This window comes from Curtobacterium sp. MCBD17_030, from assembly GCF_003224255.1.
Taxonomy (GTDB): domain Bacteria; phylum Actinomycetota; class Actinomycetes; order Actinomycetales; family Microbacteriaceae; genus Curtobacterium.
Map to the genome: position 1 here is coordinate 202769 of NZ_QKLI01000004.1, position 15310 is coordinate 218078.

At 70.0% G+C, this 15310-nt stretch carries 14 protein-coding genes and 2 tRNA genes; 13 read left to right on the forward strand and 3 right to left on the reverse strand.

Annotation, left to right across the window (positions count from 1 at the left end; genetic code table 11):
* Window positions 1–19: 19 nt before the first annotated feature.
* From DEI89_RS06210 to DEI89_RS06245, 8 genes are all read left to right on the forward strand, one after another.
* Window positions 20–1639: an ABC transporter substrate-binding protein gene (locus tag DEI89_RS06210; protein WP_110903162.1), complete on the forward strand. Its 1620-nt coding sequence runs from the start codon at window positions 20–22 to the stop codon at window positions 1637–1639.
* 71 nt (window positions 1640–1710) lie between these two features.
* Entirely contained in the window at window positions 1711–2808 is a 1098-nt protein-coding gene (locus DEI89_RS06215) for an ABC transporter permease (protein ID WP_110903163.1), read from the forward strand.
* Between the two features lie 2 nt (window positions 2809–2810).
* On the forward strand, window positions 2811–3809 hold the full coding sequence (locus tag DEI89_RS06220) for an ABC transporter permease (protein WP_110903164.1): 999 nt from the start codon (window positions 2811–2813) through the stop codon (window positions 3807–3809).
* Complete coding sequence (locus tag DEI89_RS06225) at window positions 3806–5512, forward strand: ABC transporter ATP-binding protein (RefSeq protein WP_110903165.1); 1707 nt, start codon at window positions 3806–3808, stop codon at window positions 5510–5512. The genes DEI89_RS06220 and DEI89_RS06225 overlap by 4 nt, the downstream gene beginning before the upstream one ends.
* 143 nt (window positions 5513–5655) lie before the next feature.
* Window positions 5656–6531: an ATP-binding cassette domain-containing protein gene (locus DEI89_RS06230; RefSeq protein ID WP_110903166.1), complete on the forward strand. Its 876-nt coding sequence runs from the start codon at window positions 5656–5658 to the stop codon at window positions 6529–6531.
* Window positions 6532–6617: 86 nt separating this feature from the next.
* On the forward strand, window positions 6618–7643 hold the full coding sequence (locus tag DEI89_RS06235) for a D-isomer specific 2-hydroxyacid dehydrogenase family protein (protein WP_110903167.1): 1026 nt from the start codon (window positions 6618–6620) through the stop codon (window positions 7641–7643).
* A gap of 99 nt (window positions 7644–7742) precedes the next feature.
* A tRNA-Asn gene (locus DEI89_RS06240) sits at window positions 7743–7815 on the forward strand.
* Between the two features lie 192 nt (window positions 7816–8007).
* Window positions 8008–8529 (forward strand): hypothetical protein, encoded by a 522-nt coding sequence (locus DEI89_RS06245; RefSeq protein ID WP_110903168.1) that lies wholly within the window; start codon window positions 8008–8010, stop codon window positions 8527–8529.
* A gap of 11 nt (window positions 8530–8540) precedes the next feature.
* Here the strand turns inward: DEI89_RS06245 and def are convergent, their stop codons facing one another.
* Window positions 8541–9116, reverse strand: coding sequence for a peptide deformylase (def, locus tag DEI89_RS06250; protein ID WP_110903169.1), 576 nt, complete (start codon window positions 9114–9116; stop codon window positions 8541–8543).
* A 39-nt stretch (window positions 9117–9155) separates the two neighbouring features.
* Between def and DEI89_RS06255 the strand changes: the two genes are divergently transcribed.
* From DEI89_RS06255 to DEI89_RS06275, 5 genes are all read left to right on the forward strand, one after another.
* Window positions 9156–10070, forward strand: a complete 915-nt coding sequence (locus tag DEI89_RS06255) for a DMT family transporter (protein WP_181421525.1) — start codon at window positions 9156–9158, stop codon at window positions 10068–10070.
* 194 nt (window positions 10071–10264) lie between these two features.
* A complete protein-coding gene (locus DEI89_RS06260) occupies window positions 10265–11497 on the forward strand; it encodes a glycosyltransferase (protein WP_110903170.1) in 1233 nt (410 codons plus the stop codon).
* Window positions 11488–11562 (forward strand) — tRNA-Ile (locus DEI89_RS06265). Before DEI89_RS06260 ends, DEI89_RS06265 begins: the two co-directional genes overlap by 10 nt.
* 64 nt (window positions 11563–11626) lie before the next feature.
* Window positions 11627–12697, forward strand: coding sequence for an AI-2E family transporter (locus DEI89_RS06270; RefSeq protein WP_220034517.1), 1071 nt, complete (start codon window positions 11627–11629; stop codon window positions 12695–12697).
* A gap of 164 nt (window positions 12698–12861) precedes the next feature.
* Entirely contained in the window at window positions 12862–13395 is a 534-nt protein-coding gene (locus tag DEI89_RS06275; RefSeq protein ID WP_110903171.1) for a DUF3145 domain-containing protein, read from the forward strand.
* Window positions 13396–13658: 263 nt separating this feature from the next.
* Here DEI89_RS06275 and DEI89_RS06280 read toward each other — a convergent pair whose 3' ends face one another.
* Window positions 13659–14903 (reverse strand): beta-ketoacyl synthase, encoded by a 1245-nt coding sequence (locus tag DEI89_RS06280; RefSeq protein ID WP_110903172.1) that lies wholly within the window; start codon window positions 14901–14903, stop codon window positions 13659–13661.
* Window positions 14904–14991: 88 nt separating this feature from the next.
* Entirely contained in the window at window positions 14992–15240 is a 249-nt protein-coding gene (locus tag DEI89_RS06285; RefSeq protein ID WP_058741348.1) for an acyl carrier protein, read from the reverse strand.
* Window positions 15241–15310 lie beyond the last annotated feature (70 nt).

Sequence of the window (15310 nt, forward strand, 5' to 3'; positions counted from 1 at the left end):
ATCAGAGAGGCAATCGGACATGGCATCCGTTTCCACATGGGGCAAGCGCACCCTCGCACTCGGCGCCGGCGCCGCGGCGACCGCGCTCGTCCTCACCGGCTGCGCAGGCGGCACCAGCGGTGGCTCCGGCGACCTCGACGGCCTGATCATCGGCACGACCGACAAGATCACGTCGCTCGACCCGGCCGGCTCGTACGACAACGGCTCGTTCGCCGTGCAGAACCAGGTGTTCCCGTTCCTCATGAACACCCCGACGGGCAGCCCGGACGTCGAGCCGGACATCGCCACGAAGGCGGAGTTCACCGACCCGACCACGTACGAGGTCACCCTGAAGAAGGGTCTCGAGTTCGCGAACGGCAACAAGCTCACCTCGAGCGACGTCAAGTTCTCGTTCGAGCGTGACCTGAAGATCAAGAACGACAACGGCCCGTGGTCGCTGCTCGCGAACCTCAAGAGCATCGACACGCCGGACGCCACGACGGTCGTCTTCCACCTCGACCACGCCGACCAGACCTGGCCGCAGGTGCTCTCCAGCCCCGCCGGTCCGATCGTCGACGAGGACGTGTTCTCGGCGACGAAGCTCACCAGCGCGGACGACATCGTCAAGGGCAACGCCTTCGCCGGCCAGTACAAGATCACCTCCTACAAGGAGAACGACCTGATCGCGTACGAGGCGAACGACAAGTACGACGGTGTCCTCGACAAGGCGAAGACCAAGGACGTCACCGCCCAGTACTTCACCAAGGAGACCGACCTGAAGCTCGCGGTCCAGAAGGGCGACGTCGACGTGGCGTACCGCTCCCTGACCCCGACCGACATCTCGTCGCTCCGCAAGGACTCGAAGCTGCAGGTCATCGACGGCCCCGGCGGCGAGATCCGCTACGTGGTCTTCAACTTCAAGACGCAGCCCTTCGGCACCGGCCAGAGCGACGCCGACGACGCGAAGGCCCTGGCCGTGCGCCAGGCCGTCGCGGACGTCGTCGACCGTGACGAGCTCGCCAAGGAGGTCTACAACGACACCTACACGCCCGTCTACTCGATGGTGCCGGACGGTCTGACCGGTGCCGCCACGCCGTTCAAGTCGCTCTACGGTGACGGCAACGGTGCGCCGGACGTCGACAAGGCCAAGAAGACGCTGGCCGACGCCGGTGTCTCGGGCAAGATCGAGCTCGACATCCAGTACTCGCCGGACCACTACGGCTCGGCCTCGGACGACGAGTACGCCACGCTGAAGACCCAGCTCGAGGACTCCGGCCTGTTCACCGTGAACATCCAGTCGACGGTCTACACGACCTACGCCGTGGAGCGCACGAAGGACGCCTACCCGCTGTACCAGCTCGGTTGGTTCCCGGACTTCTCGGACGCCGACAACTACCTCTCGCCGTTCTTCACGAAGGACAACTTCGTGCAGAACCACTACGACGACCCGACCATCCAGGGTCTGATCGCCGACGAGCAGGAAGAGTCGGACGCCGACAAGCGTGCCGCGATCATCGAGAAGGCCCAGCAGCGTGAGGCCGAGCAGATCTCGACCCTCCCGCTCCTGCAGGGCAAGTCGGTCGCCGTGGCCGGCAAGGACGTCAAGGGTGTCACCCTCGACGCGTCCTTCAAGTTCCGCTACGGGACCATCACCAAGTAACCAGACGGACGGAAGGGGGCGCTCCCACGAGGGGCGCCCCCTCTCGGCGTCATGCGAAAGGCACAGACCCCGTGACCCTCACGAACCCCGAGGCGATCGAGACCGAGCCCACGAAACCCCAGGCACAGCGACGTGCCAAGGGACAGGGCGGCGGACTCGGCCGGTACATCCTCATCCGCTTCCTCCTGATCTTCCCGACCGTGTTCATCCTGGTGACACTGGTCTTCTTCCTGATGCGTGTCGTCGGGAACCCGATCACCGCCTCGGTCGGTGGGCGGCTCACGCCCACGCAGCTGCAGGAACGCCTGCACGCCGCCGGTTACGACCGCCCGGTGATCGTCCAGTACATCGAGTACCTCGGCCAGATCGTCCGAGGTGACTTCGGCTCGTCCGTCACGGACAACCGCCCGGTGACCGAGATCATCCTGCAGTACGGCGGCGCCACGGCGGAGCTGGTGTTCTACGCCCTCATCGTCGCCCTGGTGCTCGGCATCCCGCTCGGCATGCTCGCCGCCTACCTGCGCGACAAGTGGCCCGACGTGCTGCTCCGTGCCCTCGCGATCCTGACGTACGCCACGCCGGTGTTCTTCGGCGGCCTGCTGCTCAAGCTCGTCTTCTCGGTCTGGCTCGGGTGGTTGCCGCTCGGCGACCGGGCCTCGACCCGGGTGCAACTCATCCTGGACCGGATCGAGAACCCCACCGGGGTGTTCCTCATCGACGCGATCCGCACCGGCAACGGCCAGATCATCAGCGACGTCCTGCAGCACGCGGTCCTGCCGGCGCTGACGCTCGGCCTGCTGACCGCCGGCATCTTCCTCCGACTGGTGCGGGCGAACATGATCGGCTCCCTCGGGTCCGAGTACGTCGACGCCGCCCGCTCCCGGGGTGTGCGCGAGTCACGGCTCGTCCGGACGCACGCGTTCCGTCCGGCGCTCGTGCCGATCATCACCGTGATGGGGCTGCAGATCGCCATGCTGCTCGGCGGCTCGGTGCTCACCGAGACCACCTTCGGCTGGCGGGGGCTCGGGTTCGAGCTCAACCAGTACCTGTCCGCCCGTGACTTCGTCGCCGTGCAGGGCATCGTCGCGATGCTGGCGGTGATCGTCGCCGTCACGAACTTCGTCGTCGACGTCGTCGCGGCGCTCATCGACCCGAGAGTGAGGTTCTGACGATGTCCGACATCACCCTCGTCGACCGCCACGAGCCGCTGTGGAAGCGGCTCCCCGTCGTCGTCCAGCTCCGTCGGAGCACCGGGTGGCAACGCGCCATGCTCATCGTCGGCGTGGTCATCTGCGCCCTCTACCTGCTCGTCGCGGTCTTCGCCCCGCTCATCGCGCCGTACGGCTTCGGTGACCAGCAGGGTGCCGACGGCGTGAACTTCCCCCGCACCGGCGCCCCGAGCGCCGAGCACATCTGGGGCACCACCGTCGGCGGCCTCGACGTGTTCAGTCGCGTCATCTACGGCGCGCGCACCGCGGTGCTCGTCGTCATCGTCGCGGTGGTGGTCTCCATCGCGATCGGCGTCGTCCTCGGCATGGTCTCCGGGTACATCGGCGGCTGGCTCGACCGCGTGCTCGTGGTCGTCGCCGACGCGATCTACGCGTTCCCGTCGCTGCTGCTCGCCATCGTCGTCTCGATCGTGGTCTCCGGCGGAAACTCGAACTACTGGGGTGGCATCACGGCGGCGGCGATCTCGATCACCGTCGTCTACATCCCGCAGTACTTCCGGGTGGTCCGTGCCGAGGCCGTGCGCCTGAAGAACGACGCCTTCGTCGAGTCCGCCCGGGTCATCGGCACGAACCCGTGGCGCATCATGACGCGGCACGTGCTCCGGAACTCGACCCGGTCGCTGCCGCTGATCCTCACCCTGAACGCAAGTGACGCGGTGCTGACCCTGGCCGGCCTCGGCTTCCTCGGGTTCGGCATCGGCCCGACCCAGGGTGCCGAGTGGGGCTACGACCTCAGCCGTGCACTGTCCGACGTCGCGAGCGGCGTCTGGTGGACCGGCGTGTTCCCCGGTGTCGCCATCGTGCTGCTCGTCCTCGGTGTGACGTTCATCGGTGAGAGCCTCAACGACATCTCCGATCCCCGCCTGCGCGCACGCCGGCGGTTGAAGCAGCTGGTCTCCACGCGCGACAAGGCGACCAACGCGGAAGGGGCAGCAGCATGAGCAACGCATCCACGGGCCTCCAGCCCGACACCGGCCGCACCGCGGCCGACCCGGTCGTCGTCGTCGACGACCTCACCGTCACCTTCGCGACCGACGGCGGCGCCGTGGACGCGGTCAAGGGCGTCAGCATCGACGTCCGACCCGGCGAGGTCCTCGCGCTGGTCGGCGAGTCCGGCTCGGGCAAGTCGGTCACGGCGCGGAGCATGCTCCGGTTGATGCCCGAGACCGCGACGCTCGGTGGTGCGGTCCTGCTCGACGGCACCGACGTCGTCGCGGTGGGTTCTCAGAAGCTGCGTGAGTTGCGCGGCACCGCCGGCGCGATGGTCTTCCAGGAACCGTCCACGGCGCTCAACCCGGTGTTCACGGTCGGGTGGCAGATCGCCGAGGGGCTGCGCGCACACGGCGGTGTCTCCAAGAAGGAGGCCCGCGCGAAGGCGATTGACTACCTGCGCCGTGTCGGCATCCCCGACCCGGAGACGCGCGTCGACCACTACCCGCACCAGTTCTCCGGCGGACAGAAGCAGCGCGTCGTCATCGCCAGCGCGCTCGCCCTCGAGCCCAGCGTGATCATCGCCGACGAGCCGACCACCGCCCTCGACGTGACGGTGCAGGCCGAGATCCTCGACCTGCTCCGCCGCTGCCGCGACGAGTTCGGCGCGGCGATCGTCATCATCACGCACAACATGGGCGTGGTCGCCGACCTGGCCGACCGCGTCGCCGTGATGTACCAGGGCGAGGTCGTCGAGGAGGCCCCCGTGGAGCAGCTCTTCGCCGCCCCGCAGGCCGATTACACGAAGCGCCTGCTGGCTGCCGTCCCCCGGCTCGAGGCATCGACCGGCGTGGCCCGTCGTGCCCTCATCACCGAGGACGTCGAGCCGGTCGTGTCCGCGAAGGGGCTCGAGATCGAGTACCCGGGGCGGCTCGGCTCACCCGCCTTCCGCGCGGTCAAGGGCGTCGACCTGGTGATCCGGCCTGGTGAGGTCCTCGGCCTGGTGGGGGAGTCCGGCTCGGGCAAGACCACCATCGGTCGCGCCATCGCCGGCCTGACGAAGATCACCGGCGGCTCGCTCAACGTCCTGGGCACCGAGATGCTCGGGTACAAGGAGCGTGACTTCAAGCGGCTGCGGAAGGACATCGGGTTCGTCTTCCAGGACCCGGCGACCTCCTTCAACCCGCTGCTGACGATCGCCGAGTGCGTCGCCGAGCCGCTCGTCGTGCACGGGGTCGCCTCGTCGCCGCGTGCCGCGCGCAAACAGGTGGACGAGCTGATGGAGGCCGTGCAGCTGCCCGCCGCGTACGGCGACCGGTACCCGCACGAGCTCTCCGGCGGACAGCGGCAGCGTGCCTCGCTCGCGCGGTCGCTGGCGCTCCGGCCGAAGCTGCTCATCGCCGACGAGCCGACGAGTGCGCTCGACGTGTCGGTCCAGGCGCGCGTGCTGGAGCTGTTCCTCGAGCTCCAGCAGGACTTCGGCTTCGCGTCGCTGTTCATCAGCCACGACCTCGCCGTCGTCGGTGCACTGTCCGACCGGATCGCCGTGCTGTACCGCGGTGACCTGGTCGAGACCGGCACCACGGCCGAGGTGCTCGGCGCCCCGCAGCACCCGTACACGCGGCGGCTGCTCGCCTCGCTGCCGGTGCCGGACCCGACGGAGCAGGCCGAGCGACGGCGTACGCTGGAGCGACTGGAGCAGGCCGGGGCCTGACCGACGGTGACACACCGTCGGGTGCACCCCGACCAGCCAGGAGGCCCGGCCACGTCCGCGACGCACGTCGCGCGGACGAATGGTCCGGGCCTCCCGTCCGGTGTGGACCGCGGCAGGGCGCACGCGGCAGGAGAAGGGGTTCCATGACCGGGGAGAACGGTCCGGCCGTCGTCGCGGACGACGTCAGCATCGAGTACCGGGGCGGGCCGGTGAAGAACCCGATGCGCGCGGTGGACGGCGTGAGCCTGACGCTCGGGTGGGGTGAGATCCTCGCGGTGCTCGGCGAGTCCGGCTCGGGGAAGTCCACCTTCGCCGCCGCCGTCGCCGGGCAGCTCGGCACGCACGGCGAGGGCGAGGGCGCGCACCGTCGTCGGATCGTCGGCGGGGAGCTCAGTGTGCTCGGTCAGCCGACACGTCGGCTCCGGCAGTCCTCGCGGCGCTACACGCGCTTGACCGGGCAGATCGGCTACCTGCCGCAGGACGGCGCGGACCGGCTGCGGCCGGACCTGCTCGTCGGCGAGGCGATCGCGGAACCGATCTACGCCCGCGACCGCCGGTTCGACCGGAAGGAGGCCGGCCTCATCGTCGCCCGCCTGGTCGACGCCGTCCACCTGCCGCTCGGCGTGCTCCGGCTCAACACGTGGGAGCTGTCCAGCGGGCAGCGCCAGCGCGTCGCCCTGGCCCGTGCGCTCGTCCTCGAGCCGGAGCTGCTCGTCGCGGACGAACCCGCCCGCGGCGTCGACGTGCTCGTCCGCCAGTCCGTCCTGGAGGCCCTGGCCGGTCTCCAGCGGCGCCGCCAGTTCTCGGCGATCGTCGTCTCGAGCGACCTCCGTGAAGCACGGGCGCTGGCGGACCGGGTCGCGGTCATGAGCGCGGGACGACTCGTCGGGCTCGGTCCCTTCGACGAGGTCCTCGACAACCCGTTGGACCCGTACGTCAGGACACTCGCGGCGACGGCGTCGCGACCGGTGAAACGCAAGCCGGCCACGGCCGGACGCGGAGGAGTGCGGCAGGCATGAGCGGTGCGACAGGCATGAGCGGTGCGACAGGCATGAGCGGTGCGACAGGCATGAGCGGTGCGACAGGCATGAGTGGTGTGACAGACATGAGCGGTGCGGCAGGCGCGGGCGAGCAGCAGCAGGCACGGGGTCACCGGGCGGTGGTGACCGACGCCGGGCGACCGTTGCCCGTCGGCACCCCGACGCCCGGGTCGGTGACGATCCTGCCGACGTCGACCGCACTGCACGAGGACGCCGTGCGCCGCGCCGGTGGCTCCCTGACCGACCTGGGCGACGACACCCGCGGCATCGTGTGGCTCGACGCCGGCGATCCGGACGGGCTGCAGGCCGCCTTGACGACCACGCCCGGGGTGACCTGGGTGCAGCTGCCGTTCGCGGGCGTCGACGCGTTCGCGCACCTGATCGCCGAGCACGGCGACCGCGTGCTCTTCACCTCGGCCAAGGGCGCTTACGCGGAACCGGTCGCCGAGCACGCGCTGGCCCTGACCCTCGCGACGCTCCGCGTGCTGCAGAAGCGCGCCCGGACCACCACCTGGTCGCGGGAGCCCGAGGGCATGTCGCTGTACGGGCGGCACGTGGTGCTCATCGGCGCGGGCGGGATCGCGCTCGAGTACCTGCGGCTCGTGGCACCGTTCGACGTCCGCGTGACCGTCGTCCGCCGGTCGCCGGAGGCGGTGCCCGGCGCAGCGCGGACCGTCACCACCGACCAGCTCGACTCGGTCCTGCCGGACGCCGACGTGGTCGTGGTCGCGGCGGCGATGACCTCGGACACGTCGAAGCTGCTCGGCGCGCACCAGTTCGCGATCATGCCCGACCACGCTCGTCTGGTGAACATCGCGCGCGGGGGACTCGTCGACACCGACGCTCTCGTGGACGCGCTGCGCTCCGGGGCGATCACCGCGGCCGGACTCGACGTGACCGACCCGGAGCCGCTGCCGGACGGACACCCGCTCTGGAGCGAGCCGGGCGCGCTCATCACGCCGCACCAGGCTGACACACCGGAGATGGTCGCACCGCTCCTGGCCGAGCGGGTCGGCACGAACGTGCGGGCGTTCCTCGGCGGTGACGGCACGGGGTTCGTGGGGGTCGTGGACCCGGCCGCGGGGTACTGATCCGCCGGTCCCGGACGCCACGCCCGGGATGCACAGCCGATGTCCCGGTGCCACTCGGGGGTCTGCTACAGTTTCACCTGCTGTTCAAGCGGACAGTGATCCTCGATAGCTCAATTGGCAGAGCAGCCGGCTGTTAACCGGCAGGTTGTTGGTTCGAGTCCAACTCGGGGAGCGACAGGCCCTCACCCTCCGGGGTGGGGGCCTTTTCGTTCCCCTGGTGCCCCAGTGCCCGGTGCCCGGTGCCCGGAGCGCTGATGCTCGGTGCTCGTGTTGCCGCAGGTCCGGCGCTCCATGTCTGCGGTTCCCGGGCGTCGTGGTGCGCTTCCACAGGCGAGGTGCCGGCGGAACCTGTTAACGTCCACAGGTGCTCCTCCGACCTCGACGCTCCGCGACGCTCGTCGCCGTGCTCGCGCTCGGAGTCGCTGCCACCGCGCTCACCGGGTGCTCGTCGACCGAGACCGTGGCGCGCGCCGAGGCAGCCAGCGGGTCGGCGGCAGCAGCCACCACGGCGCCGCCAGGGTCCTCCGCTCCGAGCGGCACCTCCCCGGTCGTCTTCGCGTTCACCTGCACCGTCGGTGACGGTCCGGAGGTCCAGACCTACACGACCTCGTCCGCTGTGTGGCAGGACCGGCGCACCTCGTGCACGGCCGCCCCGATCACGGGCACGGTCCCGTCGGCACAGCAGCAGTCCGCACTCGACGCCGCTCGCGGGGACGCCACGCTCGAGGAACTCGCCGCGGGCTGCGCGGTCAGTGGGACCGGGCCGTGGCGCTCGGCGGTCGAGACCGTCGAGCAGGAACACCTGGCCGCCGGACTCGAGCGGTACTGCCCGGGACATCCGGACATGGCACGACTCCGGGACGCACTGGACGCGCACCGCGGCTGACGCTGCTGCGGTCAGCCCTCGGGGTGGTCACGTCCCGGCAGCCACGACTGCCCGGGGCCACCCCAGCTGGCCTTGCGGATCGCCTTCTGCACCTGCTTGGCGTACGGGTGGACCAGCCGGTCGGCGTACAGGACGCCGTCGAGGTGGTCGTACTCGTGCTGGAACACGCGGGCGAGCCACCCGTGCGCCTCGATCTCGAACGGTTCGCCGTGCTCGTCGACGGCCCGCAGCAGCGCGGACCCGGAACGGCGGAGCGGGAACCGCTCTCCGGGCACGGACAGGCACCCCTCGGACTCGTCGTCCTCGTCGAGTTCCTCGATCGACTCCGGCACCGGGGGAGTGGTCCACAGCACCGGGTTGATCGCGACGCCCCGCCAGAGCACGTCGTCGTCGTCGGTCCACGAGTAGACGAACAACCGCTGGCCGACCCCGACCTGCGGTCCGGCGAGCCCGACGCCCGGCGCCAGGTCCATCGTCTCGAACATGTCGGCCACGAGAGTGCGCAGGTCGTCGTCGAAGACGAGAACCTCGGTCGCGGGGGTGTGCAGGACGGGTTCACCGGTGATCCGGATCGGGAGGACGGCCATGCAACCAGGGTATCTGCGCGCGTCGGATAGCCTCGACCCGTGACACCGGACCTGCCGATCCCCGACGTGGTGCAGAACCTGACCCCGTTCCAGGCGCTCATGATCCCCGTCGCCCTCGTCGGCGCCGTGTTCCTGTCGCTCGGCGCGCAGTTCCAGAGCCGCGGGGTGCAGCGGGTGGAGGCGCGTCTCGGGCAGCAGTCGAAGGGGCTGTCGGTCCGCCACGTCCTCGCGCTCCTCGGCAGCGGCAACTGGGTGCTCGGCACGCTGATGCTCGGTGCTGCGATCGTGCTCCAGCTCGTGAGCATCACCTACGCGCCGCTCATCGTCGTGCAGCCCCTCGGTGCCGTGGCCCTCGTGGTCACGACGTGGTTCTCGTCGCGGAGCTCCGGCGTCCCGCTCGGCACCCGGGCTCGGCGTGCCGTGTGGACGTGCATCGGTGGCGTCGGGTTGTTCGTGCTCATCGCCGCGCTCTACGGCCGCGAGAGCCCGATCGGCCGCGGGCAGCTCATCACGGTGCTGGTGGTCCTGGCGGTCGTCCTGACGCTCGTGGTGATCTCGTTCCGCCTGGTCGCCAAGCGTCGCAACGCGCTGTACTACATCATCGGCGCGGGCATCCTCTACGGCTTCGTCGCCACCCTGGCGAAAGTCACGCTGAACCGCATCGTCAACGGCACCTTCGACTGGGTCACCGCCTTCGCCATCGTCGGGGTCGTCGTCGCCTCGGCCGTCGGCGCGTACTTCGTGCAGAACGCCTACTCGAGCGGCTCGGCCGACCTCGTCATCGCAGGCCTGACGGTCGTCGATCCGATCGTCGCCGTCGGGATCGGTGTCATCGTCCTGGACGAGGCCGCCGGCGCTCCCGTCGGTGCCGGGATCGGCTTCCTCGTCGCCGGTGCGATCGCGATCACCGGGGTGTTCCTCCTGGCGAAGCACCACCCCGACTCGCGACCGTGACGACGGACGGGAGGCGCGCCTCCCGTCCGTCTCCCTGCCCGCGTCCGCCGCTCGGTGCCGTACCGGGGGATGACGCGGGTCCGCCGCGCGGCTGAGGCGGGCGGCCAGAGGGGTGCGGTAGCGTTCCGAACCGACCAGACCGGCGTGCGACGACCACGCGCGCCGGCGTTCGCGACGAGAGGACGACCCCCGCCGTGTCAGCAGACGCCACGACCGAGACGACCGACACCACGGCCGCCACCGGAGGGCGACGGCCGCTGCGGGTGCTCATCGCCGCCGACACCTTCGCGCCCGACGTGAACGGTGCCGCGACCTTCACCGAGGAGCTCGCCCTCGGCCTCGCCGCACGTGGGCACGAGGTGCACGTCATCGCCCCGTCCTGGAACCGGTGGCACGCCGGGTCGTTCGACGAGGAGTACCGGGGCGTGACGCTCACGGTGCACCGCCTCGCCTCGTACCGGTGGCCCGCCCACGAGTGGTACCGCTTCGCGTGGCCCTGGACGGTCCGCAAGCACACCGCGCCGATCATCGCGGCGCTGCAGCCCGACGTCGTGCACATCCAGTCCCACATCGTCGTCGGCCGCGGTGTCGCCCGCGAGGCGCACGACCGGGGGATCCGGATCATCGGCACGAACCACTTCATGCCGGAGAACCTGCTCGAGTACACGCCGTTCGGCAAGCGCACGACGCCGCTCGCGCTGAAGATCGCCTGGGCGGACGCGGCGAAGACCTACCGGCTGGCCGAAGCGATCACCACGCCGACCGAGCTCGCCGCCGACTACCTGCGTGACGCCATCGCCGGGCAGCCGGTCCTCGCGATCTCGTGCGGGATCGACGCCTCCCGCTACACGCCGGGGACCGGACGACCCGCGGGCAACGACATCGTCTTCGTCGGCCGGGTCGCGCCGGAGAAGAACCTCGACGTCATGGTCCGGGCACTCCCGCTGCTGCCCGCCTCGCTCGACGCCCGCTTCACCATCGTCGGCGACGGCGACATGATCCCGAAGCTGACCGCCCTCGCGAAGGAGCTCGGGGTCGAGGACCGGGTCCGGTTCCTCGGGTTCGTGTCCGACGAGGTGAAGCTCCGGACGCTGACCGAGGGCTCCGTCTTCGTGATGCCGTCCACCGCGGAACTGCAGAGCATCTCGTCGCTCGAGGCGATGGCCTCCGGGCTGCCCGTCGTGGCGGCGGACGCCATGGCGCTGCCGCACCTGATCGACGGCAACGGGTACCTGTTCACCCCGGGCGACGAGCACGACCTCGCGGCGAAGCTCACCTCGGTGCTGACCGGGTCGGACGCCGAGTACCAGGACATGCGGCAGCGCAGCCTGACCATGATCGAGGCACACGACATCAACCGCACGCTCTCGACGTTCGAGGCGCTGTATCGTGGGGAGCCGGTGGCCTCGGCCCCCGAGGGGCGGTAGCCAAGCTGGTCAAGGCAGTCGGCTCATAACCGAACGATTCGCGGGTTCAAGTCCCGCCCGCCCTACGTGCACCTGCCGACCAAGAAGCGCCCTCCCGAAGACACGAGTCACGCGCCCACCCCGAACGTGATGTTCGAGGTGAGCCGGGCGGGCACGGGCGTGCGTGTGAACGCCTTCCGCATCGGGTTCATGGGCGCGATCGGGGTGCTCGTCGCGCTGCTGGCCGGCTCGCTCGTCCACGAGCTCAGCACAGTGCTCGTGTACATCGGCGTGGCGCTGTTCATCGCACTCGGCCTCGACCCGCTCGTCACCCTGCTCGAGCGGTACATCCCGCGTTGGGCGGCGATCCTCATCGTGGTCGTCGTCGTGCTCGGGGCCTTCGTCGGCGTCGTCTTCGCGATCGTGCCGATCCTGGTGAACCAGGCCACGAACCTGGTGCAGAACTTCCCGGAGATCGTCGGGGACATCTCGGAGCAGGGGTGGGTGCAGGACCTGGCGCGGCAGTTCGAGGGCTCGTTCGACATCGACCACGCACTCGACTCCGCGCAGAAGTTCGTCGAGAACCCGGGCAACCTGCTCAGCCTCGGCGGCGGGATCCTGGCGGTCGGCACCGGCATCCTGTCCGGACTGACCGGTGCGCTCATCGTCATCATCCTGATGCTCTACTTCCTCGCCTCGATGCGCAGCCTGAAGACGATGGTCTACCGCTTCGTCCCGGCCTCCCGCCGCGACAACTTCGTCGAGGTGAGCGAGCAGGTGACCTCCTCCGTCGGCCGGTACGTGGTCGGGCAGATCACCCAAGCCGGCATCAACGGTGTGCTCAGCATCATCTGGCTGCTCGTCATCGGGGCGCCGCTGCCGGTGCTGCTGGCGTCCTTCGCGTTCCTCGGCTCGCTCATCCCGCTCGTCGGGACGCTCGGTGCGGCCGTCCTCATCTCGCTGCTCTGCTTCTTCGCGTCACCCGCGACGGCGCTGGCCGCAGCGATCTACTACCTCGTCTACATGCAGGTCGAGGCGTACATCATCTCGCCGCGCATCATGTCGCGGGCCGTCCAGGTGCCGGGGGCGCTCGTGGTCATCGCCGCGGTCGCCGGTGCCACGATCGGCGGGGTGCTCGGCGCCCTCGTCGCGGTGCCGGCAGCGGCGTCGGTGATCATCATCGTGCAGAAGGTCATCTACCCGCGCCAGGAGCTCTCCTAGCACGCTCGATCCGGCCTGCTCGGTGGGTTGCACCGTGCGGTTCTCCATCGACATGGTGCGGATGGTTGCCGTTCCCAGTCGGCACCTGTCATGATGAGCGTGTCCTCCGGGACGTCACAATCGCATACCGATGGTCCCGAACGGGTCCTCCGCTGTACAGGTCGATGGGGAAGTCGCACCTGACGATCGGAGGAATCGTGACTGGGACAACGTCAGGAGTGCTCTACGTGCACTCCTCACCACGCGCGCTCTGCCCGCACGTCGAATGGGCAGCAGGTCGCGCGATGAACCGCGCCGTGAACTTCTCGTGGCTCGACCAGCCCGCACTCGACGGTTCGCGCCGCACCGAGTTCACCTGGTCGGGGCCGACCGGGTCCGGTGCGGCGATCGCCTCTGCGCTCCGCGGGTGGGAGCACCTGCGCTTCGAGGTCACCGAGGACGCGACGACCGATTCCGACGGTGGACGCTGGATGCACACGCCGGACCTCGGCGTCTTCTACGCGCAGACCGACGTCACCGGCAACATGGTGGTCCCCGAGGACCGCATCCGCTACGCGATGGAGATCGCCGGCAGCAATGCCCTCGAGCTGCACCGGGAGCTCCGGCTCGCGCTCGGGCAGGCGTGGGACGACGAGCTCGAGCCCTTCCGCCACGCTGCCGAGGGCAACCCCGTCGTCTGGCTGCACCGCGTCGGCTGAACCGATCCGTTCCTCCCGTCACACCGAACGCCGTCCTCCGGGCGGCGTTCGGCGTTGCGGGCGGTGCACCGGGCGCCGAGCGTCGAGATGCCAGAATTCTGCAGCCTCGGGCTCCGAGGCGGCCGCATTGCGGCATCGCCGCGGCAATGAGCGGCGCGTTGTGCACCCTCGCCGCACGGCATGCGCCCGCAGAGCCCGGCCGGACCCGGACGGACGGGAGGCCCGCCCCGCGACGCGGGACGGGCCTCCAGGCCGACGGCGGATCAGACCGAACGGAACGCCACCACGGCGTTGTGCCCGCCGAAGCCGAACGAGTTGCTCACCGCGAGCAGGTCGCCCTGGGGCAGGTCGCGCGGCGCGGTCGCGACGTCCATCACGATCTCCGGGTCCTGCTTCGTGAGGTTGATCGTCGGCGGGGCGACCCGGTTCTCGAGCGCGAGGACGGTGAAGACCGCCTCGATCGCGCCGGCCCCACCGAGCAGGTGCCCGGTCGACGCCTTCGTGGCGGACACGACGACGGAGTCGAGGTGGTCGCCGAAGACACGACGCATGGCGTGGTACTCGGCCACGTCGCCGACCGGGGTGGAGGTCGCGTGGGCGTTGACGTGCGCGACGTCCTCGCGGCTGGCGTCGGCGTGCTCGAGCGCCATGATGACGGCACGGGCGGCCGCGGAACCCTCGGGGTCCGGTGCGGTGATGTGGAACGCGTCCGAGGTGATGCCGGACCCGGCGACCTCGGCGTAGATGTGCGCACCGCGGGCCTCGGCGTGCTCCTTGGTCTCGAGGATCAGCGCAGCGGCACCGTCGGCCAGCACGAAGCCGTCCCGTGTCACGTCGTAGGGACGCGAGGCGGTCTCGGGGGAGTCGTTCCGACGGGACAACGCCTGCATCGCGGCGAAGGCGGCCAGCGGCAGCGGGTGCAGCGCGGCCTCGGCACCACCGGCGATGACGATGTCCGCGTCGCCGAACGCGACGTGCCGGTACGCCTCGGCGAGCGACTCGGTGCTCGAGGCGCACGCGGACAGGTAGGTGCGAGCGCCGCCACGGGCGCCGAACTCCATCTCGATGGCTGCGGCGGGACCGTTCGCCATGAGCATCGGGACGGTCATCGGCAGGACCCGGCGGGGACCGCGCTCACGCAGGGTGTCCCACGCGTCGAGCAGCGTGTTGACGCCGCCGATGCCGGTGGCCCAGTCGACGATGAGACGCTCCGGGACGACGGTCTCGGCGTCGATGCCGGCGTCGGCCCAGGCCTCTCGTGCGGCGATGAGCGACAGCTGCGACGAGGGGTCCAGGCGCTTCGACTCGGGGCGGGTGAGCTGGTCGGTGACGAAGCGGCGCGCCTGGCCGGCGAACTCGACGGGGAGCTCCAACTCGGCGTAGCGCGGGTCCTCGATGCGGGTGACACCGGACTCACCGGCGAGCAGCGCCGCCCAGGATTCCTTGGCGGTCGCAGCGAGGGGACTGATCGCACCGATCCCGGTGACGACGACGGTTCTCTTGGTCATGAACGACGGTTCTTTCTGCGAGGGACAAGACGAGCGCCGCGGGCCACGACTCGAGGGTCAGCGGCCCGCGGCGCTCAGGAAGCTCGTTTCAGGCCTGGGCCTTGACGATGAAGTCGACGGCGTCGCCGACGGTCTTGAGGTTCTTGACCTCTTCGTCGGGGATCTTGACGTCGAACTTCTCTTCGGCGTTCACGACGATGGTCATCATCGAGATGGAGTCGATGTCGAGGTCGTCGGTGAACGACTTGTCTGCGGCGACGGTGTCGGTAGCGATACCGGTCTCGTCGTTGATCAGCTCGGCCAGGCCGGCGAGGACTTCTTCGTTGGACAGGGCCATGAGTGTTCTCCTTGAGGGGGGTGTCGTTTGACCGTGGGACAGCCTAGGGCACGGGCACTGCCCGCGCCCG